The organism is Kitasatospora sp. P5_F3 (assembly GCF_054049135.1).
The window spans coordinates 61334-86410 of sequence record NZ_JBFUMY010000008.1; the positions used below are offsets into that span (position 1 = coordinate 61334).

21 protein-coding genes are annotated in these 25077 nt (G+C 72.7%); 14 read left to right on the plus strand and 7 right to left on the minus strand.

What is annotated here, in order from left to right; genetic code table 11:
• Positions 1-25: 25 nt before the first annotated feature.
• A complete protein-coding gene (locus ACXJMZ_RS06705; RefSeq protein WP_457029032.1) occupies positions 26-922 on the minus strand; it encodes a LysR family transcriptional regulator in 897 nt (298 codons plus the stop codon).
• Between the two features lie 102 nt (positions 923-1024).
• Here ACXJMZ_RS06705 and ACXJMZ_RS06710 point away from each other — a divergent pair, with 102 nt between their 5' ends.
• The 4 genes from ACXJMZ_RS06710 (at position 1025) to ACXJMZ_RS06725 (ending at position 4308) form a co-directional block, all read left to right on the plus strand.
• Positions 1025-1777 (plus strand): SDR family NAD(P)-dependent oxidoreductase, encoded by a 753-nt coding sequence (locus tag ACXJMZ_RS06710; RefSeq protein WP_457029033.1) that lies wholly within the window; start codon positions 1025-1027, stop codon positions 1775-1777.
• An 84-nt stretch (positions 1778-1861) separates the two neighbouring features.
• On the plus strand, positions 1862-2533 hold the full coding sequence (locus ACXJMZ_RS06715; protein WP_457029034.1) for a VanZ family protein: 672 nt from the start codon (positions 1862-1864) through the stop codon (positions 2531-2533).
• A 10-nt stretch (positions 2534-2543) separates the two neighbouring features.
• Positions 2544-3221: a response regulator transcription factor gene (locus ACXJMZ_RS06720; protein WP_457029035.1), complete on the plus strand. Its 678-nt coding sequence runs from the start codon at positions 2544-2546 to the stop codon at positions 3219-3221.
• Positions 3214-4308 (plus strand): sensor histidine kinase, encoded by a 1095-nt coding sequence (locus ACXJMZ_RS06725; protein ID WP_457029036.1) that lies wholly within the window; start codon positions 3214-3216, stop codon positions 4306-4308. The genes ACXJMZ_RS06720 and ACXJMZ_RS06725 overlap by 8 nt, the downstream gene beginning before the upstream one ends.
• A gap of 4 nt (positions 4309-4312) precedes the next feature.
• Here the strand turns inward: ACXJMZ_RS06725 and ACXJMZ_RS06730 are convergent, their stop codons facing one another.
• Both ACXJMZ_RS06730 and ACXJMZ_RS06735 read right to left on the minus strand, forming a co-directional pair.
• Positions 4313-5623: an aldehyde dehydrogenase family protein gene (locus ACXJMZ_RS06730; RefSeq protein ID WP_457029037.1), complete on the minus strand. Its 1311-nt coding sequence runs from the start codon at positions 5621-5623 to the stop codon at positions 4313-4315.
• Between the two features lie 78 nt (positions 5624-5701).
• Positions 5702-6628, minus strand: a complete 927-nt coding sequence (locus ACXJMZ_RS06735; protein WP_457029038.1) for an NADP-dependent oxidoreductase — start codon at positions 6626-6628, stop codon at positions 5702-5704.
• 117 nt (positions 6629-6745) lie between these two features.
• Between ACXJMZ_RS06735 and ACXJMZ_RS06740 the strand changes: the two genes are divergently transcribed.
• The 4 genes from ACXJMZ_RS06740 (at position 6746) to ACXJMZ_RS06755 (ending at position 13535) form a co-directional block, all read left to right on the plus strand.
• Positions 6746-7192: a MarR family winged helix-turn-helix transcriptional regulator gene (locus ACXJMZ_RS06740; protein WP_457029039.1), complete on the plus strand. Its 447-nt coding sequence runs from the start codon at positions 6746-6748 to the stop codon at positions 7190-7192.
• 327 nt (positions 7193-7519) lie between these two features.
• Positions 7520-11386, plus strand: a complete 3867-nt coding sequence (locus ACXJMZ_RS06745) for a Pls/PosA family non-ribosomal peptide synthetase (protein ID WP_457029040.1) — start codon at positions 7520-7522, stop codon at positions 11384-11386.
• Between the two features lie 35 nt (positions 11387-11421).
• A complete protein-coding gene (locus tag ACXJMZ_RS06750) occupies positions 11422-12774 on the plus strand; it encodes a M1 family metallopeptidase (RefSeq protein WP_457029041.1) in 1353 nt (450 codons plus the stop codon).
• 71 nt (positions 12775-12845) lie between these two features.
• Positions 12846-13535 carry an alpha/beta hydrolase gene (locus ACXJMZ_RS06755; RefSeq protein ID WP_457029042.1) on the plus strand — a complete coding sequence of 230 codons (690 nt, stop codon included), beginning with the start codon at positions 12846-12848 and terminating at the stop codon, positions 13533-13535.
• A gap of 40 nt (positions 13536-13575) precedes the next feature.
• Here ACXJMZ_RS06755 and ACXJMZ_RS06760 read toward each other — a convergent pair whose 3' ends face one another.
• Positions 13576-17343: a S8 family serine peptidase gene (locus ACXJMZ_RS06760; RefSeq protein ID WP_457029043.1), complete on the minus strand. Its 3768-nt coding sequence runs from the start codon at positions 17341-17343 to the stop codon at positions 13576-13578.
• 148 nt (positions 17344-17491) lie between these two features.
• Between ACXJMZ_RS06760 and ACXJMZ_RS06765 the strand changes: the two genes are divergently transcribed.
• Positions 17492-18484 carry a helix-turn-helix transcriptional regulator gene (locus ACXJMZ_RS06765; RefSeq protein ID WP_457029044.1) on the plus strand — a complete coding sequence of 331 codons (993 nt, stop codon included), beginning with the start codon at positions 17492-17494 and terminating at the stop codon, positions 18482-18484.
• A gap of 21 nt (positions 18485-18505) precedes the next feature.
• On the opposite strand, the gene infA is transcribed toward ACXJMZ_RS06765, so the two are convergent.
• A complete protein-coding gene (infA, locus tag ACXJMZ_RS06770) occupies positions 18506-18727 on the minus strand; it encodes a translation initiation factor IF-1 (protein ID WP_457029045.1) in 222 nt (73 codons plus the stop codon).
• 46 nt (positions 18728-18773) lie between these two features.
• Positions 18774-19562, minus strand: coding sequence for a GNAT family N-acetyltransferase (locus tag ACXJMZ_RS06775; protein ID WP_457029046.1), 789 nt, complete (start codon positions 19560-19562; stop codon positions 18774-18776).
• Between the two features lie 237 nt (positions 19563-19799).
• On the opposite strand from ACXJMZ_RS06775, the gene ACXJMZ_RS06780 reads away from it, so the two are divergent.
• From ACXJMZ_RS06780 to ACXJMZ_RS06800, 5 genes are all read left to right on the plus strand, one after another.
• Complete coding sequence (locus tag ACXJMZ_RS06780) at positions 19800-20252, plus strand: type II toxin-antitoxin system PemK/MazF family toxin (protein WP_457029047.1); 453 nt, start codon at positions 19800-19802, stop codon at positions 20250-20252.
• 153 nt (positions 20253-20405) lie between these two features.
• Positions 20406-22460 carry a phosphocholine-specific phospholipase C gene (locus ACXJMZ_RS06785; protein WP_457029048.1) on the plus strand — a complete coding sequence of 685 codons (2055 nt, stop codon included), beginning with the start codon at positions 20406-20408 and terminating at the stop codon, positions 22458-22460.
• A 90-nt stretch (positions 22461-22550) separates the two neighbouring features.
• The gene (locus tag ACXJMZ_RS06790) at positions 22551-23114 is read left to right on the plus strand and encodes a MarR family winged helix-turn-helix transcriptional regulator (protein ID WP_457029049.1); all 564 of its coding nucleotides are present in this window, start codon (positions 22551-22553) and stop codon (positions 23112-23114) included.
• Between the two features lie 8 nt (positions 23115-23122).
• A complete protein-coding gene (locus tag ACXJMZ_RS06795; protein WP_457029050.1) occupies positions 23123-23503 on the plus strand; it encodes a nuclear transport factor 2 family protein in 381 nt (126 codons plus the stop codon).
• 39 nt (positions 23504-23542) lie between these two features.
• Positions 23543-24334: an arylamine N-acetyltransferase family protein gene (locus ACXJMZ_RS06800; protein ID WP_457029051.1), complete on the plus strand. Its 792-nt coding sequence runs from the start codon at positions 23543-23545 to the stop codon at positions 24332-24334.
• Here the strand turns inward: ACXJMZ_RS06800 and ACXJMZ_RS06805 are convergent.
• A complete protein-coding gene (locus ACXJMZ_RS06805) occupies positions 24331-25017 on the minus strand; it encodes an ArsR/SmtB family transcription factor (protein WP_457029052.1) in 687 nt (228 codons plus the stop codon). The genes ACXJMZ_RS06800 and ACXJMZ_RS06805 overlap by 4 nt on opposite strands.
• Positions 25018-25077: the final 60 nt, after the last annotated feature.

Sequence of the window (25077 nt, forward strand, 5' to 3'; positions counted from 1 at the left end):
GTGGGGTGGTCGCCGCCCTTCGTACTCAGCGGTGCAACTGGCGGGTGAGCTCCTCCGCCAGTGCCTCGACCAGAGCAGGGCGGGTGCCCGGGCGGGTGGCGCAGTACCAGGTGCGGATGGTGGGGTCGACGCCGATCCGGACCAGCGCCAGGCCGTGCGAGCCGACGTACGGGGCGGCCACCCACTGCGGCAGGACGGTGACGCCCTGGCCGCTGGCGACCATCTCGATCAGGAGATCGGTGATGACCGGCATGGTGGTGATCCGGGCGGGCCTGGCGCCGTGCGGCACGGGGAGCGGCGTGCTGGGGACCCGGCTCGGGTCGTAGAGGTCGTAGAGCACCAGGTGCGCGCCGTCGAAGTCCCGGGCCGTCAGATGCGGGAGCCCGGCCCAGGGGTGGCCCGCCGGGACGACCGCGACCATCTCGTCGTCGAACAGCGCGGTCAGCCGGAGCCGGTCCATCTGCGGGTCGGGCTTGGTGATCAGCGCGATGTCGAGGCGGTCCTCCAGCAGCGCGGTGATCAGGGTGTCGGCGGGCAGCGACTCGATCCGGACCTCGGCGCCGGGGCACCGCGCGCGGAAGCCCTGGATGACCGGCGGCAGCCACTGGAAGGTGGTGCTGCACTGGACCGCCAGGCGGACCCGGCGGTCCCGGCCGTCCCGCATCTCCCGGACGTCCCGGGTGGCCGAGTCGAGTTCGGCCAGCACCTGACGTGCGGCCAGCAGCATCCGCTGGCCGGCCGCGTTCGGCACCAGCCCGCGCCCCTGACGGTCGAACAGCTGGGAGCCGAGCCGGCCCTCCAGCCGGGTCAGCCGCTGGCTGAGCGCGGGCTGACTGACGTAGAGCAGCTCGGCGGCGGCGGTCAGGGTGCCGGTGGCGGCCACGGTGTTGAGGAGTTCGAGGTCCCGCAGATCGACGTCCATAACAAGAGATTATGACTCACTTCAGAATCGGTCGTGGAGTTATGGCGCGGGTCTTCGTACGGTTCTCGTATCACCCCAGCAGAACCTGACGGAGGATCAACCATGTCCGACACCACCACAGTCGACACCAGCACAGTCGTCGTCACCGGCTCGTCCAGCGGCATCGGCCTCGACATCGCCCGCGCCTTCCTGGCCCAGGGGGCCAACGTGGTCCTCAACGGGCGCGACCCAGAGCGGCTGGCCAAGGCGGCCGCGCTGCTCGGCGCGGGGTCGCGGGTGGCCACCGTCAGCGGCGGCATCGGCGACGCGGCGACCGGCGAGGCCCTGGTGCGTACGGCGGTCGAGCGGTTCGGCCGGGTGGATGTCCTGGTCAACAACGCCGGTACGTTCGCCGCGAAGCCGTTCACCGAGGTCACCGAGGGGGAGCTGGACGGCTTCCTGGCCGGCAACCTCAAGGGCACCTATCTGACCACCCAGGCGGTGGTCAGGCAGCTGCGCCGACAGGGCGGCGGCGGCAGCATCGTCAACATCGGCACCGTGCTGGTGGAGCACTCGATCGCCGGCTTCCCGTGCTCGGCCCCGATCGTCAGCAAGGCCGGGGTGCACGCCCTCACCGTCAGCCTGGCCGCCGAGTTGGCCGCCGAGGGCATCCGGGTCAACCTGGTGGCCCCGGGCATCGTCCGGACGCCGCTGCACGAGGGCACCGAGGTGGACGCCTACGGCGGGCTGGCACTGCTGAACCGGGTCGGCGAGGTCTCGGAGATCGCCGAGGCGGTGCGGTACCTCGCATCGGCGGGCTTCGTCACGGGGCACGTGCTCCGGGTGGACGGCGGCTATGTGACCGGCCGGTCCTGACGAACTCCGGGCATCGCGGGCGTATCGCGGGCGTATCGAAAATCGCATACGCCACCGCAACGGTCTTCCGTGTCCAATAGGGGCGTGAACCAGAACGCAGCCCTGTCGGCACCACCCCGCCGCACGCGCAGGACCGTACTTCTCGGCCTGGCGGTCCTCGGTACGGCGAGCGCCCTGCTCGTCGTGCGGGGGCCGCTCATGATGTCCGCTCCGAGGTGCCTGGCCGGGCGGTGGCACGGCTGCCTCGACACGTTCAACGGCGTGGTGCTCGTCACCTTGGTCGCGCTGCCGGTGGCCGGGCTGGTGGTGTGGGCCCTGGCGCGCCGTCGGCAGGCCGCCGGCGTCAGCTCGGCGTGGCGGATGTCGCTGGCCGAGGTGGGCATGGTCCACGGGACGGTGCCGTGGATCTGGATGACCATGATGCCCGGGCCCGGGGCCGGCATCGTCCCGGGCCGGCTGAGCCTGATACCGCTGCGGGACCTGGTCACGATGGGGCCGATCGGGATCGGCGGCAACCTGCTGGTCCTCGCGGCGCTGGGGTTCTTCGCCCCGGTGCGGTTCGCGGCACTGGCGTCCGTGCCGCGGATCCTGGCACTCGGGGCGGGCTGCTCGGTCCTGATCGAGACCGCGCAGTACGTCCTGCAGCTGGACCGGGTGTCCTCCGTGGACGACGTCCTGGTCAACGCCACCGGCGCCGTGCTGGCCGCGCTGGCGTCGCGCCGCTGGTGGCGCACCCCAACTGCCGGTCGGTCCTAGGCTTGCAGGCATGCGCGTACTGATCGTGGAGGACGAGCCCTACCTGGCCGAAGCGGTCCGGGACGGTCTGCGGCTGGAGGCGATCGCCGCCGACATCGCCGGCGACGGCGCCTCCGCCCTGGAGCTGCTGAGCACCAACTCCTACGACCTCGCGGTCCTCGACCGCGACATCCCCGGCCCCTCCGGCGACGAGGTCGCCCGGCGGATCGTCGCCTCCGGCAGCGGTATCCCGATCCTCATGCTCACGGCCGCCGACCGGATCGACGACAAGGCCTCCGGGTTCGGGCTCGGCGCCGACGACTACCTCACCAAACCGTTCGAGCTGCGGGAGTTGGTCCTGCGGCTGCGGGCGCTCGACCGCAGACGCGCGTACGCCCGGCCGCCGGTCCGCGAGATCGCGGGCCTGCGGCTGGACCCGTTCCGCCGGGAGGTCTTCCGCGACGGGCGCTATGTCGCGCTCACCCGCAAGCAGTTCGCCGTGCTGGAGGTCCTGGTCGCCGCCGAGGGCGGGGTGGTCAGCGCCGAAGAGCTGTTGGAACGGGCCTGGGACGAGAACGCCGACCCCCTCACCAACGCCGTCCGCATCACCGTCTCCGCACTGCGCAAGCGGCTCGGCGAACCATCGCTCATCGCCACAGTGCCTGGTGTCGGCTACCGGATCGACGCTCCCGGGAGTGCGCGTGGATAGACGCCCCGGGCTCAGCGCCCGACTGAGGCTCACGCTCAGCTATGCCGGGTTCCTCATGCTGGCGAGCGTCCTGCTGCTCGGGGCGGTGTGGGTGTTCCTGCTGCGGTACGTCCCCGAGCGTGCGCTCCTCGTCTCCAGCGGCACCCTCACCGAAGGTGTCTTTCCCGTCCGGTCCAACCTCCTGCACGTCTTCGCTCCGAGGGCGGCCGCCGTGCTGGCGTTCCTGCTGGTACTCGGCCTGCTGGGAGGGTGGATCCTGGCCGGCCGGATGCTCGCGCCACTCACCCGGATCACGGCTGCGGCGCGGCTGGCCGGGACCGGGTCGCTGTCCGACCGGATCCGGATGACGGGCCGTCAGGACGAATTCCGGGAACTCTCCGACGCCTTCGACTCGATGCTCGACCAACTCGAGTCCCAGGTCGCCGAGCAGCAGAGGTTCGCCGCGAACGCCTCGCACGAACTGCGCACCCCGCTGGCGATCTCGCGGACGCTCCTCGACGTCGCCCGCAAGGACCCCACCCGGGACCGGGACGAACTCATCGAACGCCTGCACGCCGTCAACACGCGGGCGATCGACCTCACCGAGGCCTTGCTGCTGCTCGGCCGCGGCGACCGCGGAGCCTTCACCCGGGAGAGCGTCGACCTCTCCCTCCTCGCGGAAGAGGCCGCCGAAACGCTGCTTCCGCTCGCCGAACAGCGCCGGATCACGCTCGACGTCACCGGCGGGGCAGCCAGGACCAGCGGCTCCGCGGAGCTCCTGCTGCGGATGGTGACGAACCTGGTCCAGAACGCCATCGTCCACAACCTCCCGGCCGGCGGCACCGTGACGGTCCACACCGAGGCGTCCGGCGACGCGAGCGTGCTGCGGGTCGAGAACACGGGCCGGCTGCTCCCACCGGAACTGGTACCGACCCTCGTCGAGCCGTTCCAGCGCGGGACGGAGCGTGTCCGTACCGACGAGCACGCCGGCGTCGGCCTCGGGTTGGCCATCGTGCACAGCATCGTCCGGGCACATCACGGGACGCTCGACCTCACACCCCGCCCCGCCGGTGGCCTGCTCGTCACGGTCCGGCTTCCCGCCCGATAAGGGTTCAGTGCAGCGGCTTGTCCAGCACCGCCTTGGTGTGGCTGAAGGTGTCGATCGAGTACTCGCCGTGGTAGCGGCCCATGCCGCTCTCGCCGACCCCGCCGAACGGGAGCTCGGGCACGGCCAGGTGGGAGACCGGCAGGCCGAACACCAGGGCGCCGGAGGAGGTTTCCTCGGTCAGCCGCTGCTTGGTCAGCTCGGACTCGGTGAAGGCGTACAGCGCCAGCGGCTTGTCGCGCTCGTTGACGAAGGCGATCGCCGCGTCCAGGTCGGGCACCGGGAGTACCGGCAGGATCGGGCCGAAGATCTCGGCGCGCATCACCGCCGCCTCGGGGGAGACGTCCGCCAGCACGGTCGGCGCCAGGTAGCGGGCGTCCCGGTCGTGGGTGCCGCCGGTGACGGTGCGGCCGTTGCCGAGCAGGGCGGTGAGCCGGTCGAAGTGCCGCGTGTTGACGATCCGTCCGTACTCCGGGTCGGCCGACGGGTCGTCACCGTACGCCTCCTGGACCGCCGCCGCGAGCTCGGTCTCCAACCGGGCGGCGGTGTCGCCGACGGCGAGCACGTAGTCCGGGGCGACGCAGGTCTGACCGGCGTTCAGGAACTTGCCCCGGACCAGCCGCCGGGCGGTGACGGCGAGATCGGCGTCGGTGTCCACCACCACCGGGCTCTTGCCGCCGAGCTCCAGGGTGACGGGGGTGAGGTGCTTGGCGGCGGCGGCCATCACGATCCGGCCGACCGCACCGTTGCCGGTGTAGAAGATGTGGTCGAAGCGCTGCTCCAGCAGAGCGGTGGTCTCCGGCACCGCGCCCTCGACCACCGCGACGGCGTCCGGGCCGAGGTACTGCGGCAGCAGCCGGGCGAGCGCGGCGGAAGTGGCGGGCGCGAGCTCGCTCGGCTTCACCAGCACGGTGTTACCGGCCGCCAGTGCCCCCACCAGCGGGGCGAGTGCCAGTTGCAGCGGGTAGTTCCAGGGCGCGATCACCAGCACCACGCCGAGCGGCTCCCGCACCACCCGGGCCTCGGCCGGCTGGAAGACCTCGGGCACGGCGGCGGCCTTCGGCTCCAGCCACTGCGTCAGATTCCGGACCGTGTGGTCGAGTTCGTGCAGTGTGAAGCCGATCTCGGTGCGGTACGCCTCGGCCGGGCCCTTGCCCAGGTCGGCGTGCAGGGCCTGCTGGAACGTCTCGCTCTGCTCGGTGAGCAGCGCGCGCAGCGCGGCGAGCCGGCCGAGCCGCCAGTCGATCGACCTGGTACGGCCGGTGGCGAAGGTGGCGCGCAGCCCGGCCACCACGGTGGCGGCGGAAGGTGTGGTCATGGTGATCGTGCTCCGGGAGGTCGGTGAGCGTCAGGGCGGGTGCCGGCACCCGCCCTGACGGTCGGTCAGCGGTCGGTCTCAGGCGACGGTGACGACAATCTTGCCCCGGGTATGGCCCTCGGCGTTCAGGCGCTGGGCGTCGGCCGTCTGCTCCAGCGGGAAGGTGGCGGCCACCTCGACGGTCAGCAGGCCCTGGTCGGCCAGCTCGGCCAGCGCGGTGAGGTCGGCGGTGTCGGGCCGGACGAAGACGTACTTGCCGCCGAGGGCGAGCACGGCGCCGTCGGCGATCGAGGCCAGCCGGCCGCCTGCGGCGAGCAGCTCGGGGGAGACCTGGAGGGCGTCGCCGCCGACCAGGTCGAGCACGGCGTCGACGCCGKCGGGGGCGAGCGCGCGGACCCGGTCCGCCAGGCCCTCGCCGTACGCGACCGGCTCGGCGCCGAGGCCGCGCAGGAAGTCGTGGTTGCGCTCGCTGGCGGTGCCGATCACCCGGGCGCCGAGCGCGGTGGCGATCTGGACCGCGAGCGAGCCGACGCCGCCGGCCGCCGCGTGCACCAGCACCGTCTCGCCGGGCTTGACCTCCAGCGCGCGGGTGAGCGCCTGGTAGGCGGTCAGACCGGCCAGCGGCAGACCGGCGGCGGCCTCGAAGCCGAGGGCGGCGGGCTTGTGGGCGAGGGTGCGGACGGGCGCGGCGACGTACTCGGCGAAGGTGCCGCGGCCGACCAGGTCCTCGCGGACGTACCCCATGACCTCGTCGCCCGGTGCGAACTCGGTGACGCTGACGCCGACCTGCTCCACCACGCCGGAGACGTCCCAGCCCGGGATCGCCGGGAAGACCACGTCCATCACGCTGTCCAGGTAGCCCGCCTGGATCTTCCAGTCCACCGGGTTGACGGAGGCGGCCTTGACCTTGACCAGGACGGAGTCCGGGCCGAGCTTGGGCTGCGGGACCTCGCCGAACTCGAGGACGTCGGGGCTGCCGTAGGTGCGGTAGGTGATGGCCTTCATGGCGGTGCTCCAGAACAGAAAGATTTGATGAGGTAGATGGTTGAACTCATCAAGCAATAAATTGAAGGTAGACCTCGATGATTGAGGATGTCAAGTAATCGGGCCTAGACTGGCTCCATGAACCCGACCGCACCGACCACCGCACCCGCGCCCGGCCCGGAGCTGCTGATGGAGCAGCTCGCCCACGCCGCCGCCTGCTACTACCGGAGCTTTGCCGTGGTGGCGGGGAGTCAGGGCCTGACCCTGATCCAGGGCAAGCTGCTCAGTCTGCTGAGCTGCCCGATGCCGATGCGGGCCCTTGCCGAGCTGCTCGGCTGTGACGCCTCCAACGTCACCGGCCTGGTCGACCGGCTGGAGGCGCGCGGCCTGCTCCGCCGGGAGCCCGATCCGGCCGACCGCCGGGTCAAGACGGTGCTGCTGACCCCGGAGGGCGAGGCCGCCGTCCGGCGGATCAGGGCCGAGATCACCACCGGCCTGCCCGGCCTGGCGCAGCTCGACGACGCCGAGCGCCGAAGTCTGTCGGAGCTGCTCGGTCGGGCCTTCCCGCACGGGGCCGGCGCCTGAACGGGAAGGCGACACGCCCGCCGGGGTATGGCATGGGTCACAGTGCCGAAATCGACCTGACGGCCAGTCAGATCATCTGACGGACCGTCAATTCCGTTCCTTTCGCCAGGTTGTCGTCCCTGACGATACGTCAGTTATCCGATGGATTGGGCCAGTCGGGTGAGTTGGGGCTCCTTCGAAGGGGTTCGACACCGGGCTACCATCGGTTGGGTTGTCCGCTTCGGCCTGGAGCGCGGCGTCCGGTCGGGGCGTGCGGCGCAGTCCCCCCAGGGCCTGGCATCAGTCATGGACGGGGGAGACGGACAAAGGGGCACACAGCTTTTGACGATGCAGATCTCCACCCGGCAGGACGAGGCAGCAGGCCCGCTCGCGCTGTTCTCGGCAGGGCAGGCCCCGGCGACCCGTACCCTGCTCGACGTGCTGGAGGCCACTGCCCGGGCGCACCCGCAGGAGCCCGCCCTGGACGACGGCCACAGCACCCTGAGCTACCGGGCGCTGGCCGTCGAGGTGGAGACGGTGCGCCGTCGGCTGGCGGCCGCCGGGATCGGGGCCGGTGACCGGGTCGGCGTCCGGGTGCCGTCGGGCAGCAACGACCTCTACATCTGCATCCTGGCGGTGCTCGCCGCCGGAGCCGCGTACGTCCCGGTGGACGCCGAGGACCCGGACGAGCGGGCCGAGCTGGTCTTCGGCGAGGCCGCCGTGGCCGCCGTACTGGGCGCCGAGCGGGCGCTCACCGTCACGGGCCGCCCGACCACCGGCCGCCCCGGGGTCCGGCCGACCCCGGCCGACGACGCCTGGATCATCTTCACCTCCGGCTCCACCGGGAAGCCGAAGGGCGTCGCCGTCACCCACGCGAACGCCGCCGCTTTCGTGGACGCCGAGGCCGCGATGTTCCTCCAGGAGGAGCCGATCGGCCCCGGTGACCGGGTGATGGCCGGGCTGTCGGTCGCCTTCGACGCCTCCTGCGAGGAGATGTGGCTAGCCTGGCGCTACGGCGCCTGCCTGGTGCCCGTCCCGCGCTCGCAGGTGCGCGGTGGCGCCGACCTCGGCCCCTGGCTGGCCGAGCAGGAGATCACCGTGGTCTCCACCGTGCCCACGCTGGCCGCACTCTGGCCCGCCGAGGCGCTGATCGAGGTCCGGCTGCTGATCTTCGGCGGCGAGGCCTGCCCGCCCGAGCTGGTCCAGCGCCTGGTCACCGAGGGCCGCGAGGTGTGGAACACCTACGGGCCCACCGAGGCCACCGTGGTCGCCTGCGGCGCGCTGCTCAGCGGCGAGGGCCCGGTCAGGATCGGCCTCCCGCTGGACGGCTGGGAGCTGGCCGTGGTGGACGAGGCCGGGCAGCCGGTCCCGATGGGCGGCACCGGCCAGCTGGTGATCGGCGGCGTCGGCCTGGCCCGCTACCTCGACCCCGAGAAGGACGCCGAGAAGTACGCCCCGCTGGAGTCGCTCGGCTGGGCCCGCGCCTACCGCAGCGGCGACCTGGTGCAGGCCGACCCCGAGGGCCTGATCTTCCTCGGCCGGGGCGACGAGCAGATCAAGCTCGGCGGCCGCCGGATCGAACTCGGCGAGGTGGACGCCGCACTCCAGGCCCTGCCCGGGGTGGCCGGCGCGGCCGCCGCCGTCCGGACCGCCAAGGGCGGCAACCAGCTGCTGGTCGGCTACCTGGTCACCCAGGAGGGCTGGGACCAGGCCGCCGCCGTCGAACAGCTGCGGGCCGAACTCCCCGCCGCCCTGGTGCCGCTGCTCGCCCCGGTGGAGAGCCTGCCGACCCGGACCTCCGGCAAGGTGGACCGCGCCGCGCTGCCCTGGCCGCTGCCCGGTCTGACCACCGGCGGGCCCGGCGAGCAGCTCTACGGCACCGAGGCCTGGCTGGCCGAGCAGTGGACCGAGATCCTCGGGATCCAGGTCGGCAGCGCCCAGGACGACTTCTTCGCGATCGGCGGCGGCAGCCTGGCCGCCGCCCGGCTGACCACCCTGCTGCGCAGCCGCTACCCGGCCGCCGCCGTGCTGGACATCTACCAGCAGCCCACCCTGCGCAAGCTGGCCCGGCACCTGGAGCGCTCCGCCCAGGGCGACGGCGCCGCCCGCACCATTGCTCTGGTGCCCACCCGGGCCAAGGTGGTGCAGACCCTGTTGCTGCTGCCGCTGTTCACCCTGGTCGGCCTGCGCTGGACGGTCGGGCTGCTGGCGCTGGGCAACGCGCTGGCCTGGTTCGGCAGCTACCCGTGGGCGCCGACCGCCTCCTGGTGGGTGGTCGGAGCGGGTGCGCTGCTGCTGTTCAGCCCGCCGGGACGGCTGGCCGTCGCGGCCGGTGGTGCCCGGCTGCTGCTGCGCGGCCTGCGCCCCGGCAGCTACCCGCGCGGCGGCTCGATGCACCTGCGGCTGTGGACCGCCGAGCGGCTGGCCGAGGTCTCCGGCGCCACCGAACTCTCCGGTGCCTGGCTGGTCCGCTACGGCCGCGCACTCGGCGCCCGGATCGGCCCCGAGGTGGACCTGCACTCGCTGCCGCCGGTCACCGGCCTGCTCCGGCTCGGCCGGGGCTGCGCGATCGAGGCCGAGGTCGACCTGTCCGGCTACTGGCTGGACGGCGACCGTCTCGAGGTCGGCCAGGTCAGGGTCGGCTCCGGCGCGGTGATCGGCACCCGCAGCACCCTGCTGCCCGGCGCCCGGGTCGGCAAGCGGGCCCAGGTCGCGCCCGGCTCCGGTGTCACCGGCCAGATCCCCACCGGCCAGCGCTGGGCCGGCGCACCGGCCGCCAAGCTCGGCAAGGCCGAGCGCAGCTGGCCCAAGCAGCGCCCGCCGCGCCGGGCCCGCTGGGCTGCGCTGTACGGTGCCAGCGGGCTCGGGCTGAGCCTGCTGCCGGTGCTCTCGGCGCTGGCCGCGCTCGCCGTGGTGAGCCGTTTCGTGCACCCCGGCGACAGCCTGGGCGCCGCGCTGACCGGCGCCCTGCTCGCGCTGGTCCCCGCCACGCTGGCCTACGGCCTGGTGTACGCGACCGTGCTGCTGGTCGCCGTCCGGCTGCTGAGCATTGGCCTGCGGACGGGCAGTCACCCGCTGCACGGCCGGGTCGGCTGGCAGGCCTGGACGGTCAGTCAGCTGATGGACCTGGCCCGGGGCACGCTCTTCCCGCTGTACGCGGGCCTGATCACCCCGTACTGGCTGCGGGCGCTCGGCATGAAGATCGGCAGCCGGGCCGAGGTCTCCACGGTGCTCGCGCTGCCCAGCCTGACCACCGTCGGGGACGGCGCCTTCCTGGCCGACGACACCCTGATCGCCCCGTACGAACTGGGCGGCGGCTGGCTGCGGCTCGGGGAGGCGGAGATCGGCGAGCGGGCCTTCCTCGGCAACTCGGGGATGACCGCACTCGGCCGGGCGGTGCCCGACCGGGGTCTGGTGGGGGTGCTCTCGGCCACGCCGAAGAAGGCCAAGAAGGGCAGCTCCTACCTCGGCATGCCGCCGATGCGGCTGCCCCGCTCGGCCGACACCGCCGACCTGAGCCTGACCTACGATCCGCCCGCCCGGCTGCTCTGGGCCCGGGGTCTGGTCGAGGTCTGCCGGCTGGTGCCGGTGTTCGGCTCCGCCGCGCTGGGCGCGCTGACCCTGGCCGCGCTGGCCCAGCTGGCCGCGGTGGGTTCGGTGCTGCTGGCCGCGCTGCTCTCCGGACTGGTGCTGCTGGCCGCCGGGCTGGCCGCCTGCCTGGTCTCGGTGGCCGCCAAGTGGCTGCTGGTGGGCCGGTTCCGGGCGGTCGAGCACCCGCTGTGGAGCGGCTTCGTCTGGCGCAACGAACTGGCCGACACCTTCGTCGAGGTGCTCGCGGTGCCCTGGCTGGTCGGCGCGGTACCCGGTACGCCGGTGCTCAACCTCTGGCTGCGCTCGCTCGGCGCCAAGGTCGGCCGGGGCGTCTGGTGCGAGACCTACTGGCTGCCCGAAGCGGACCTGGTCACCCTCGGGGACGGGGCCACCATCAACCGGGGCTGCGTCGTGCAGACCCACCTCTTCCACGACCGGATCATGCGGATGGATACTGTGATCCTTCACGAGGGTGCCACCCTCGGCCCGGGCGGCATCGTGCTGCCCGGCAGCACCGTCGGCGCGCGCAGCACACTGGGGCCCGCCTCACTGGTGATGCGTGCGGAGTCCGTGCCGGCCGACACCCGCTGGCTCGGCAACCCGATCGAATCCTGGCAGTCCTGACGGACCGGCAGCACAGACGCAGGAGCGTACGACCCGTGAGTCCCAAGCAGGTGCCGCCCACCGGCGTCGACCCCTACTTCCCGACCCACGGGGACGCCCGCTACCGGGTACACCGCTACGAACTCGCGCTGGACTACCGGCCCGGGCCGAACCGCCTGGGCGGCTCGGCCCGGCTGAGCGCGGTGGCGGGCGGCTCGGCGCTGGCCGAGTTCGCCCTCGACCTGGCCGAGTTCCGGATCGGCCGGGTGCTGGTGGACGGCAAGGCCGCGCACTACACCCACCGGGCGGGCAAGCTGCGGATCCGTCCGGCCAAGGCGCTCGCCGCCGGGGCGGCGTTCACCGTCGAGGTGCACTACACGGGCAACCCGAAGCCGATCCGCAGCCAGTGGGGCGGCCTGGGCTGGGAGGAACTGACGGACGGTGCCCTGGTGGCCAGTCAGCCCGTCGGCGCCTCGTCCTGGTACCCGTGCAACGACCGCCCGGCGGACAAGGCGAGCTACCAGATCTCGGTCACCACCCCGTCCCCGTACACGGTGGTGGCCGGCGGCCGACTGCTCAGCCGGACCACCCGGTCCTCCAGCACCACCTGGGTGTACGAGCAGCCCGCGCCCACCGCCAGCTACCTGGTGACGGTCTCGATCGGCCAGTACGAGACGGTCCGGCTGATCGAGGGCTCCTCGACCCCCCGGGCGAACCGGGCGGTGCCGCAGACCGCCTACGTGCCGGCCAGGCTGCTGCCGGAGTTCACCACCGACTTCGCCCGGCAGGCCCGGATGATGCACTACTTCGAGGAGCTGTTCGGCCCGTACCCGTTCGGCGAGTACGCGGTGGTGGTGGCCGACGAGGAGCTCGACGTGCCGGTCGAGGCGCAGGGCCTGGCCACCTTCGGCACCAACCATCTGGACGGCAGCCGGACCTCCGAGCGGCTGGTCGCGCACGAGCTGGCCCACCAGTGGTTCGGCAACAGCGTGACGATCGCCGACTGGCGGCACATCTGGCTGAACGAGGGCTTCGCCAAGTACGCCGAGTGGCTCTGGGCCGAGCACGCGGGCGGCCTCAGCGCCGCCGCGCACGCGGCCGCCGCCCACGTCCTGCTGTCCGGGCTGCCGCAGGACCTGCGGCTCGGCGACCCGGGCCGGAAGCTGATGTTCGACGACCGGCTGTACCAGCGCGGCGGTCTGACGGTGCACGCGCTGCGCTGCGAACTCGGCGACGCCGCGTTCTTCCGGCTGGTGAAGGACTGGGCGGTGAGACACCGTCACGGGGTGGTCGGCACGCTGGACTTCACCGCGCACGCCGACCGCTACGCGGCCGCGCCGCTGGACGGGCTGTTCCACGCCTGGCTGTACGACCCGCTGCTGCCGCCACTGCCGGGCATGTCACGGTAGGTGTGGGTATCGTCGCTCACGGTTGCGAGGCCCCCTCTCCGGGTCTCCCCGGAGCGCCCTGGAGGCCCGGCATGTCCGACAAGCCCACCATCGTCCTGGTCCACGGATTCTGGGGTGGTGCCGCCCACTGGGCGAAGGTGATCGTCGAGCTGAAGAACCGCGGCTTCACCGAGCTGCGGGCGGTGGAGAACCCGCTCACCTCGCTCGCCGAGGACGCCGAGCGCACCCGCAAGATGGTCCGTCAGGTCGCAGGACCGGTGCTGCTGGTGGGCCACTCGTACGGTGGCGCGGTGATCACCGAGGCGGGCGATCTGCCGAACGTGGTCGGCCTGGTGTACATCGCCGCGTTCGCCCCCGACGCGGGTGAGAGCCCCGGGCAGATCAGCCAGGAGCTGCCGCCCGCCGCGCTGGAGAACCTCGCCCCGGACTCCGACGGCTTCCTGTGGATCAAGCCCGAGAAGTTCCACCAGAGCTTCTGCCAGGACCTGAGCGCCGACGAGGCGCTGGTCATGGCGGTCACGCAGAAGGCCCCGCCGGCCTCTGCCTTCGGGGACAACGTCACCGCCCCGGCCTGGCGGGCCAAGCCCTGCTGGTACCAGGTCTCCAGCGAGGACCGCATGATCCACCCGGACAACCAACGCCGGATGGCCGCGAGGATGGACACCCGCAAGACCGTCGAGCTGCGCTCCGGCCACGCCTCGCTGGCCTCGCTGCCCGAGGCCGTCGCCGACCTGATCGAGGAAGCCGCCGGCGCGGCCTGACCGGCACGGGGCCGGGGTGGTTGCCCCGGCCCCGCTTGGTTCACCGCACCGCGTACGCGTCGGCGACGGTCTGGGTGACCGACACCCCGTCAGCCGCCGTCAGGGTCACCCGGAGGGCGACCTTGCTGCCGGCCGCCGCGGCGGTGTGGTCGACGGCGGCCGTCCAGCGGCCGTCGCTGCGGGTCATGGTGCCGGGCGTCCAGGTGGTGCCGCCGTCGTAGGAGTACGACAGGGTGGCCGAGTCGAGCGCTCCGGGCGTCCAGCCCGCCTGGCCGGTGGCGGACAGGCCGATCCGCAGCGGTCCTGCGGCCACCGTGTTGTCGGCGTCCACCGCAAGGTCGTAGGACGGGAAGAGCAGCGGCAACGCCTGCGAGTAGACCGCCGGGTCGCCGTGCGAGCGGAACGAGAACTCGGTCTGCACCGCGCTGGAGCGCTGCCAGATGTCCCGGTGGTGGAAGCGCTGCTGAGTGAGCCTCAGCAGGTACCGGGCGTCCCCGGCCGGGACGTCCCAGGCGTTGAACGGGCCGTACCAGGACTCGCCGAGTGACGTCCCGTCGGCCAGCAGCTCGACGCCCGCGGCGTCGCCGAAGTACGAGACGGTGCCGGTGTGGTCCGGGTTCGCGTCGCCCCACAGCGAGCGGGAGAAGTCGACCCCGATCCGGTCCGCCTGCCGCTCGCCGACCAGCCGGGCGGCCCCGTCGGTGCCCGTGCCGCCGGTCGGGCGCAGCACGCCCCGGTACCACTCCTCGCTGCGGCTCTCGCCCTTGCGGTAGGAGCGGTTGACGTCCGCCAGGTACTCGGCGAACGGCCAGCTGCTCTGGACCGCGTGCGCCCACTGCCCGTCGTCGGCGGTGTAGTAGGCGGTCCGGGTCAGCGGTGCGGCCACCAGGCCCTGGAAGGCCGGGATCTGCGCGTACGGATTCCACGGCCGCACCGCGTCGGCGTACTCGAACATGTGGGTGGCCGCGCCGAGCGAGTGCCAGGTCTCGGTGACGGTGGCGAGATCGCGGTCGCGGACGGTGTGCTGTTGGCTCGCCCGCACCTGCTGGGCGTCGTGGAAGGCGAGGTTGTAGACGTAGGGGCTGTCCGGGGTGGATACCCAGGTGAGCGTCACCCCGCTCCCGCCGAGCCGGGCGGTCAGGGTCGCGGCCTGGTCGGCGGTGATCTGGAAGACCGGGGCGTGCATGCTGATGTCGTTCTTGCGGAACGAGCCCGGCGTCGGACGGTATGTCAGCACCGCGACGGCTCCGGCCGCCTGCGCGTTGGCGCTCACCTCGTTCGCGTCGGTGCCGTCGTCCGGCACCAGCACCAGCCGCCCGGTGACGCCGGCCGCCGCGAGGTCGGCGGCGGAGGCGCTGCGGGCGGCCACCAGCCGGGCCGACCCGGTGGCGGGCAGGCGCGCCTCGGCGGCGTACGGCAGGTAGGTGGGCTCCAGGGTCACCCCGGCGCCGGTGAACACCACCGGCGGGGCGCCGAGGCGCAGGTAGCTGCCGGCCTCGAATCCGCCGGTGCTCGCCTTGCCGGAGCCCCAGCTGTACAGCTCGACGGGAGCGTTGCCGACCCGGGCGCCGATCGCGTCCACCCACTTGTCGCCCCACCAGCGGGAGAGTTCGAGGGTGGCGTCCAGGGTGCGTACGGTGCGGTCGGCGCGCACCTCGATCCGGTCCGCCTTGCGGGCGTCCAGGGTGAGCACGGTGTCCTTGGTCAGCTTGAACTCGGGCATCGCCATCGCGGCCACCGAGCGCGCGGCGGCTTCGCCGGTGGTGTCGCGGTGGTCGGGGGTGACCACGAAGCCGGTGAGAGAGAAGACGCCGGGGCGCAGCCGCAGCGCGATCTCGCCGTTCGCGTCCGGGGCGGCGCGCTGTCCGGTGGACTGGCTGATGTCGATCAGGTCCACCGAGGTCCCGGTGTCGCCGGTGGCCGGCCGGCCGTCGCGGTCGATCAGCTTCACCCGGACGGTCAGGGTCTCCGGCTCGAGGTAGGCGTTGAACGGGGTCGAGACGGTGCGCCCGGCCTCGTCGGTGGCCAGCACCCGGCCGGTGACGTCGCCGTACTGACCACCCGTCAGCCGAGCGGTCGGGTCGAGCGTGAGCGGTACCTGCACGGTGGCGCCCGCCGGGACGGTGACGCTGTCCTGGCCGAGTCGGACGATCCGCGAGCCGATCGCCGAGTCGTCGTCACCGTCGGTGCGCTGCACGGCCAGCCGCAGCTTGACCGGTGCGCTGCCGGTGTTGGTGTACGGGACCTGGACGGTGCGGGTGTCGGACTTCACCTGAGGCCAGGCGAAGCTCCCGAAGCCGACGGAGGGCGAGCCGAGCACGGTCTGCCGGACGGCCTGCCCGGCCCGCAGCCGGCCACCGCCGATCTGCTGCACGTCGCCCGCCAGGGTGGGATCGGCCGAGGAGACCAGCGCGGCCTTGAGCCGGTCGGCGGTCCAGTCCGGGTGCTGCTGCTTGACCAGCGCGGCGGCCCCGGCCACCAGCGGGGTGGCCATCGAGGTGCCGGACATCGCGGTGTAGGCGTACACGCCCCGGCCGCCGGCGGCGGCCGCGGTGACATCCACGCCGGGGGCGGCGATCTCGGGCTTGAGGGTGTGCACGCCGGTGACCGAACCCCGGCTGGAGAACGAGGCGGTGCGGTCGGCCGAGTCGACGGCGCCGACGGTCAGCACATCCGGCGCGCAGCCGGGCGAGGAGACCGACTGGTACTGGCCGAGGTTGCCCGCCGCGATCACGAACAGCGTCTTCGAGCTCTGCGCCAGTTGCTGCGCGGCCACCGACATCGGGTCGGTGCAGTCGGTGGGTTCGGCGCTGCCGAGCGACATCGAGGCGACGTCGGCGCCGGAGTCGACGGCCCACTGCATGCCCGCGATGATCTGCGACTCGGTGCCGGAGCCGTAGTCGTCCAGCACCTTGCCGACCAGCACCTTGGCGCCGGTGGCGACGCCGCGCTGGGCGCCCTGGCTCGCGGCGCCGGTGCCGGCGATCTCGGAGGCGACGAAGGTGCCGTGGCCGATCGCGTCGTGCACGTCCGTGTCGGGGGTCTCGGCGGTGAAGTTCCGGGCGGCCAGCACCTGTCCGGCCAGGTCGGGATGGTCGGCGTCGATGCCGGTGTCCAGCACCGCGACCTTGACGCCCTGGCCGCCGAGGCCGAGTGCCCAGGCGGCGGGGGCGCCGATCTGCTTGTTCTCGGACTCCAGGGTGGCCTTGACCTTCTGGTCCAGCCAGAGCTTGGCCAGACCGTCCCGGCCCTTGCCCTGACGGTCCACCAGGGTGTCCCAGGTCCGGTTCGCGGCACCCTTGTCGGCGGCGTACGCGACACCGTGCACGGCGGTCAGCGACTTCACGCCGGCAGCTCGGCTGCGGGCCGGTGCGCTGCTGTCGGCGGTCTGCTGGTCGCGGTAGACGGCGATCACCGGTAGGGCCTTGGCACCCTGGTCGTCGTAGCCCTGGCGGACCAGGGCGCTGATGTTGAACAGTGCCTTGTCGACCGAACCGGCGGCCAGCGCGGCGGCGGCCCGCTGCGGGAAGACGTACTGGTCGCCGTTGACCTGGCGGGTGAAGTGGACGGGTATCCGGCCCTGTTCGTCCGGCTGGAGGGAGACCCGGGAGCGGCCGGCGGCGTCGGTGGTCAGGTCGGCCTTCTCGCCGGTGATCAGGGTGACGGTGTGCCGGGAGGCCGGTGCGGTCGCGCCGGTGAGCCCGGGGCCGGTCGCTGCGGCGGCCGGTGGAGCGGTCAGCGCGGCGCTGCCGAGCAGACCGGCCACCGTCACCGCCAGCGCGCGGCGGACACGTGTCGCCAATGCCATGGACACTCCTCGGGAGTCGGGGGGATCTGGCCGGTGAGCCTGGCAGAAGGCGGCTCTGACCGGGCATGATGTGGCTGGCGGATCACCGCCTGGGCAGGTACCCGCCAAGCGGCGACGGCTGACGCCGGGTCAGGAGAGGGGTGCGTCGATGCTGGCCGCGATAGGGCTGGACGAGCGGGCCGAGCGGCTCTACAGCCGGCTGGTGGTGCACGGCGCCGCCACCGCACGGGAGTTGGCGGCGCACTGCGGCACCGGCGAGACCGAGGCGGAGCTGGCACTCGTCCTGCTGCAGACCCGGGGGCTGATCGCCCCGCAGGCCGACGGGTCGGCCCGGTTCGCGGCCGCGCCGCCGGCGGTGGCGCTGGAGGCGCTGCTCACCGGTCAGCGGCACGCGCTGCGCGAGGCCGAGCTGTCGGCCGCCTCACTCGCCGAGGCCTACCGGGTCGCCGCCGCCGACCACAGCCACCGTGACCTGGTCGAGGTGGTGACCGGCCACGCGGCCGTCGGCCACCGGGTCGCCCAGCTCCAGCTCGGCGCCACCACCGAGCTGCTGGCCCTGGTGACGGGCCGTCACCAGGTGGTCAGGGCGGACGCCACCGGCGCGGAGACCGACGCGGTCACCCGGGGCGTCAGCTACCGGGTGGTGCTGGAGCGGCACGCCCTGGACACCCCCGAGTCGGTCGAGGCCCTGTTCGAGGCGCTGGACCGGGAGCAGCAGGTCAGGGTGGTCGACCGGGTCCCCGGCAAGCTCATCGTGGCCGACCGGGCCCGGGCGCTGGTCCCACTGTCCGAGGGCAGGGACGGCACCGATCCGGTGGTGCTGTCGGTACGCGCCCCCGCCCTGGTCCAGGTCCTGGTGACGCTGTTCGAGCAGACCTGGGAGTGGGCACACCCGCTCGGCCGGGACGACGACGGTGCCCTGCTGGTCGAGTCCGTCCCGGGCGGCAGCCCCGACGAACTCGACCGCCGGATCCTCTCGTTGCTGCTGATCGGGTCGACCGACCAGGCGGTGGCCAAGCAACTCGGCCTGGGCCTGCGCACGGTCCAGCGCCGGATCAGCCGGCTGATGGCGCTGGCCCGCGCCGACACCCGGATCCAGCTCGGCTGGCAGGCCCACCGGCGGGGCTGGGTCAGGGACTGACCCGCCGGTGGGCCAGCACCGCTACCGGTAGCGGAACAGGATCCGGCCACGGGTCAGGTCGTACGGGCTGAGCTCCACGAGCACCTTGTCGTACGGCAGGACCTTGATGTGGTGCCTGCGGATCTTCCCGCTGATGTGGGCGAGCACCTGGTGCCCGTTCTGGAGCTCCACCTTGAAGGTGGCGTTGCGCAGGCACTCGACGACGGTGCCGTCGATCTCGATTCCCTTGGAGGTTTTGGGCATGCGGTCTCCTCGACTCTGTGCGGGTGTGTGATGAGCTGGTGGGGTGTCAGTGGCGGACCAACTCCAGGTTGCCGCCGGTGCGTTGGGCGCCGATCTGCTCGAAGAGCTGCCGGGCGGCGTGGTTGGACTCGCTGACCTCGGCCGTCGCCGCAGCGACCCCGGAGTGGTGCAGCGCGCCCAGTGTGTCGGCCAGCAACGCCCGGGCGATGCCCTGCCGTTGGTGGTCGGCCAGGACGGCGATCAGGCCGATCCGGGGCTGCCGGGGCACCGGCGCCAGCCGGAGCAGGCCCACGTAGCGGCCGGCCTGTACGGCCACCGCGAACTTCGACGGGTCCGGCACGGTGACCCCGTCCGGGAGGGGGATGACCTCGGCCGGCATCGACTGCCACCCGACGGTGGCCCCGACCTCCGCGCGGATCGCGCGGTCGAGCGCGCGCAGCGGCCCCTCCTCCGCCTGGCCGGCGGGCAGGATGGTCACGCCCGACGGCGGCCGCAGGGCGTCGAGCCCCGTGGCGTCCGGATCGGTGGGCACGGCGTACTGCCACTCGCGGCGGTGGGTCGTGAAGCCGACCCGCTGCCAACTCGCCTGCAGATCGGGGTCGTTCTCGTCGACCAGGGTGTACAGCGGGGTCGGCAGCTGGGTCGAGACGGCCTCGGCGAGCCGGTCGAAGACCGCGCCGTCCCAGGCGTCGAGGCTGACGAAGGTACGCCCGTCGGGCCTGCGCCAGGCATCGGCCCGGCCGACGACCTGGTCGTCCTGCAGGGCGTGCCACAGGTGCTCGGAGACCTGAAGGACCGTCACCGGGTGCCCGGTGGTGGAATGCGCGCTGTTCACGTTCATAGCTGTCTGCCTCTCGGGAGTGCTCTGCTCTCAGGCACTCCCGGCGACAGCTGCGTCAGTCGCCCAACCGTGAAGGACTGGGGGAGTACCCATGGGTTACTGCGGTCACGGGTCTCACCTCCTGGTTGCGGCTTCGCGGTTGCCCGGACGGTATCAGCTGCCTGCCGCCGCGCCCAAACCCTTTTCCGCGGTAGCTTGATCGGCCCGGCGCGGGCTGACTAGCCTGCGGGTATGGCCGAGTTGACGCAGCAGGACGAGCACACCCCGGGCCGCTTCGGCGCGTCCGCGACCGTGGAGGTCGAGGCCCACCAGGTGGGCCGGGTGCACACCGAGTACGCCCCGGACCACGACGGCGACCCCGATCCCGGCGAGATCGTCTGGACCTGGGTGCCGTACGAGGAGCGGGACGGCCGGGGCAAGGACCGCCCGGTGCTGGTGGTGGCCCGTGAGCGCGGCGGCACGCTGCTCGCGGTGATGCTCTCGAGCAAGGGGCACGACCGGGACGCGGACTGGGTGCCGATCGGCGCCGGCCCCTGGGACCGTTCGGGGCGCGACTCCTGGGTGGCGCTGGACCGGGTGATGCGGGTGCACGACCAGGGCATGCGCCGGGAGGCCTGTGCGCTGGACCGGGCGCGGTTCGCCCTGGTGGTCGCCGCGCTGCGCCGCCGCTACCGGTGGAGCTGACGGCCGCAGCACCGGAGTTGGCCAAACAACTGGGGTGAGGCGTTCGCCTGGCGTACGGCGGGCAGACATGACAAGTCCGCCAGGAGGTACCCCACACACGCTTCTCTGGGGTCGCCCACTGCCCACCCCTCACCCGCAGAGGTCAACTCACCCATGGCTGAACTCAATCGTCGCCGTTTCCTCCAGCTGGCGGGTGGCGCGTCCGCGCTCACCATGCTGTCCGACAGCATCGCCCGGGCCGCCGCCATCCCGGCCCAGGGCAGCACCGGCACCATCCAGGACGTCGAGCACATCGTCGTCCTGATGCAGGAGAACCGGTCCTTCGACCACTACTTCGGTGCGATGAAGGGCGTCCGCGGGTTCGGCGACCCCCGCCCGGTCACCCTGCCGAGCGGCAAGTCGGTCTGGAACCAGGCGAGCGGTACCAAGGTGACGCTGCCGTTCCGGCCCCCGGGTGACGACCTCGGGATGGAGTTCCTGCAGGGCCTGAACCACGACTGGGCCGGTGGCCAGCAGGCGTTCAACAAGGGCAAGTACGACCAGTGGGTGCCCGCGAAGACCGCCACCACGATGGCGTACCTGACGCGTGACGACATCCCGTTCCACTACGCGCTCGCCGACTCCTTCACGGTCTGCGACGCGTACCACTGCTCGTTCATCGGCTCGACCGACCCGAACCGCTACTACCTCTGGTCGGGCCACACCGGCAACGACGGCACGGGCGGCGGCCCGGTGCTCAACAACGCCGAGGCCGGGTACGGCTGGACCACCTACCCGGAGCGGCTGGAGGCGGCCGGGGTCTCCTGGAAGGTCTACCAGGACGTCGGCGACGGCCTGAACGCGGCGGGCTCCTGGGGCTGGATCAACGACGCCTACCGGGGCAACTACGGCGACAACTCGCTGTTGTACTTCAACAGTTACCGCAATGCGCAGCCGGGCAACCCGCTGTTCGACAAGGCGCGTACGGGCACCGACGCCAAGTCGGGCGAGGGCTACTTCGACCGGCTGCGGGCCGACGTGCAGGCCGGCACGCTGCCCAAGGTGTCCTGGATAGCCGCGCCCGAGGCGTTCTCCGAGCACTCCAACTGGCCGGCCAACTACGGCGCCTGGTACATCTCCCAGGTGCTGGACGCGCTGACCTCCAACCCGGACGTGTGGGCGAAGACCGCGCTGTTCATCACGTACGACGAGAACGACGGCTTCTTCGACCACGTGGTGCCGCCGTACGCGCCGTCCGGCAGCAGCCAGGGCCTGTCCACGGTGCCCACCACGCTGGACTACTTCGGCGGCAAGACCGGGTACGTGGCAGGGCCGTACGGGCTCGGCCCCCGGGTGCCGATGCTGGTCGTCTCGCCGTGGAGCACCGGCGGGTACAGCTGCTCGGAGACCTTCGACCACACCTCGGTGATCCGGTTCATCGAGCGGCGGTTCGGTGTCACGGAGCCGAACATCTCGCCGTGGCGGCGGGCGGTCTGCGGTGACCTGACCGCGGCCTTCGACTTCGCGCGCACCTCGACCGCCCCGGTTGCGCTGCCGCCCACCGCCGGGTACTACCCGCCGGACCGCGACCGGCACCCCGACTTCAAGGCGCCCGCCCCGGCGGTCGGCACGATGCCGAAGCAGGAGCCGGGCAGCCGGCCGACCCGTCCGCTCAAGTACGCGCCGTACGTGGACGGTTCGGCGGACACCATCGGCAAGTACCGGCTGACCTTCAGCGGTGGGGCCGCGGCCGGTGCGCACTTCTACGTCACCTCGGCCAACCGCACCGACGCGCCGTGGAGTTACACCACCGAGGCCGGCAAGACGATCGCCGACACCTGGGACACCAAGTACTCCAAGGGCATCACGGACCTGACGGTCCACGGCCCGAACGGCTTCCTGCGCCGGTTCCGCAACTCGGGCAAGACGGCCGGCCCCGAGGTCACCGCCCGCCACAACGCGGCCACCGGCAACCTCGACCTGACCCTCACCAACGCCGCCACGGCCGACGCCAAGCTCACCGTGACCAACGCCTACGGCGGCACCCCGCAGACCTTCACGGTCCGCAAGGGCGCCACCGTCACGGTCGCGGTGGACCTGAGCGGCTGCCGCAACTGGTACGACGTCACGGTCACCGCGGCCGGCACGGCCGACTTCGTCCGCCGCCTGGCGGGCCACGTCGAGACCGGGGTCGCGGGCCTCTCCGACCCGGGCATCATCACCGCCTGACCATCGCTCTCCCGTCGCGCGCCGTTCCGGGTATCTCCGGGGCGGCGCGCGGCAGTTGCGGGTCCGTCAGATTTGAAGTAGAACTTCATTGTGAAGCAGGTACATAATTCCGAGAGCCTGGGCATTGACCCCGACGGCTCGTTCTATGACCCCGGTGTCCGGGCTTCGATGGCGGCGTTCGCGCTGGGCGGTGACACGCTCGCGCTGGAGGCCGCCGCCGCCGTCCGCTCCGCCTCGCAGGCCGTGGACCGGCTGCGCGGCCAGGGCGCGGGAGGGCGGGGGCTGAGTGCCGGGGCGCTCGATGTGCTGGCCCGGCTGAGCTCCGCCGACGAGGACGGCCTGACCATCGGCGAACTCGCCCGGGCAGGGGGCGTCAGCTCGCGCAACGTCACCGGTCTGGTGGACACCCTGGAGCGCGACCAGCTGGCCGAGCGGGTCCAGGACCGGCACGACCGCCGTTCGGTCCGGGCCCGGATCACCCCGGCCGGCCGGGACTGGTTGGACGCCTTCCGGCAGCCGACCCAACGCGCGATGTCGGCCGTCTTCCAGGGCTTCACCCCGGCGGAGCTGACCCAGTTCCGCCACCTCTGCCTGCGCCTGGTGGAGAACCAGCGCCGGATCGAGCAGTACCTCACCCAGCAGACCAAGGAGTGACCCGGCTCGTGAGCGCCTCCCCGTCCACCCGACACACCGTCAGGGCCTACCACGAGGCCCGGTTCCGGGGTGATGTCGCGGCCGCGGCTGCCTTGATCGCCGACGAGTTCACGTTCCGCAGCCCGTTCGTCAGCTCGACCAGCCCCACCGGCCACCTCGACGGACTGGACGGACTGCTCGGCATCGTCACCGGCGTCGACCTGATCAGCGAGCTGTACGGCGATGCCGAGGCCACGCTGCTCTACGACGTCCACACCGCCTCGCCGGTCGGCACCCAGCACACCGCCGAGCACTTCCGCCTGCGGGACGGCCGGATCACGGCGATCACCCTGCTCTTCGACTCCGCCCCCTGGCAGGCCGTCATGGCCGCCGTCGGGCCGCAGGCCTGAGGCGGTCGGAGCTTGCCCGAACGGGAGCGCTCGGGTGGAATGGGCGGTGTGGATCATCCCTCAGTACCCAGTGCCCTGACCGACGCCCAGGTGGCCGGCTACCTGGCCAGGATCGGTGTGCCGCGGCCCGACCGTCCGGACCGGGCGGCGCTGGCCGCGCTCCAGCGGGCGCACCTCGGGACCGTCCCGTTCGAGAACCTGAGTGTGCGGCTGGGGGAGCCGATCGTGCTGGAGCCCGGCGCGCTGGTGGAGAAGATCGTCGGGCGGCACCGGGGCGGGTTCTGCTACGAACTCAACGGCGCGTTCGCCGAGTTGCTCCGTGCGCTGGGTTTCCGGGTGACCTTGCTGGGGGCCCGGGTGTTCGGGGAAGGGCGGCTCGGGCCGCCGTTCGACCACATGGCGCTGCGGGTGGAGCTGGACGGTGCGGCCTGGCTGGCGGACGTCGGGTTCGGCCGGTTCAGCGAGCTGCCGCTGCGCCTGGACGAGCGCGGCGAACAGGCCGATCCCGCCGGGGTGTTCACGGTCGTGCCGCACGGCGACGAACTCGACGTGCGGCAGAACGGCGAGCCGCAGTACCGGCTGGACCAACGGGCGTACGAGCTGGCCGACTTCGTGCCGACCTGCTGGTGGCAGGCCACCTCGCCGGACTCGCACTTCGGGCGCTCCACGACCTGCTCACGCCTGGCCGAGGACGGCCGGATCACGCTCAGCGGCACCCGGCTGATCCGGACCGCCGCCGACGGCTCGCGGACCGAACAGGAGCTCGGCGAGGCCGCCACGCTGGCCGCGTACCGGACGTACTTCGGTATCACCCTGGACCGTCTGCCCTAAATGGCAGTCAGATCGAGGCCGAGCAGGTCCCGGAAGGCCGCCCGGCCTGCTGCGGTGACCGTCAACGCCCGGCCTGAGCCGATCCGTTCGACCCAGCGCCGGTCGAGGGCCCGGGCGCAGAGGGCGGCGCCCGCCGCGCCCGCCAGATGGTTTCGGCGCTCGGTCCAGTCCAGGCAGCTGCGCAGCAGCGGCCGGGAGCCGCTCTTGCGCAGTGCCGCCAGGTCGATGCCCAGCTCGGCGAACCAGCGGTGTCCCGGCTCGGTGACCGCGAGACCGCTCTCCTCGGTGACCAGGCCGCGTTCCAGGGCGGCGGCCGCGACGCGCACGCCGAGCTGTCCGGCCAGGTGGTCGTAGCAGGTGCGGGCGCGGGCCTCCGCGCCGAGCCGGGTGGACTCGCGCAGGCCGGCCGGGGTGGCGGTGTCCGGGGCGAAGGCGGCCAGGCTCTCGATCAGCTGCGCGGCCGCCGGGCCGGCCACCCGTACGTACCGGTGGCGGCCCTGGCGCTCCTCGACCAGCAGGCCGCCGGCGACCAGGCGGGACAGGTGCTCGCTCGCGGTGGACGCGGAGACGCCCGCGTGCCGGGCCAACTCCCCGGCGGTCCAGGCCCGGCCGTCGATCAGGGCGAGGCAGAAGGCGGCCCGGGTACGGTCCGCAAGCAGTCCGGCGGTTTCGGCGAGCGACATGACTCCATCATCCCCCCGGCACGGTTCGGCGGCGGCCGAAGTGTTGCGGGTCTAGCCTGC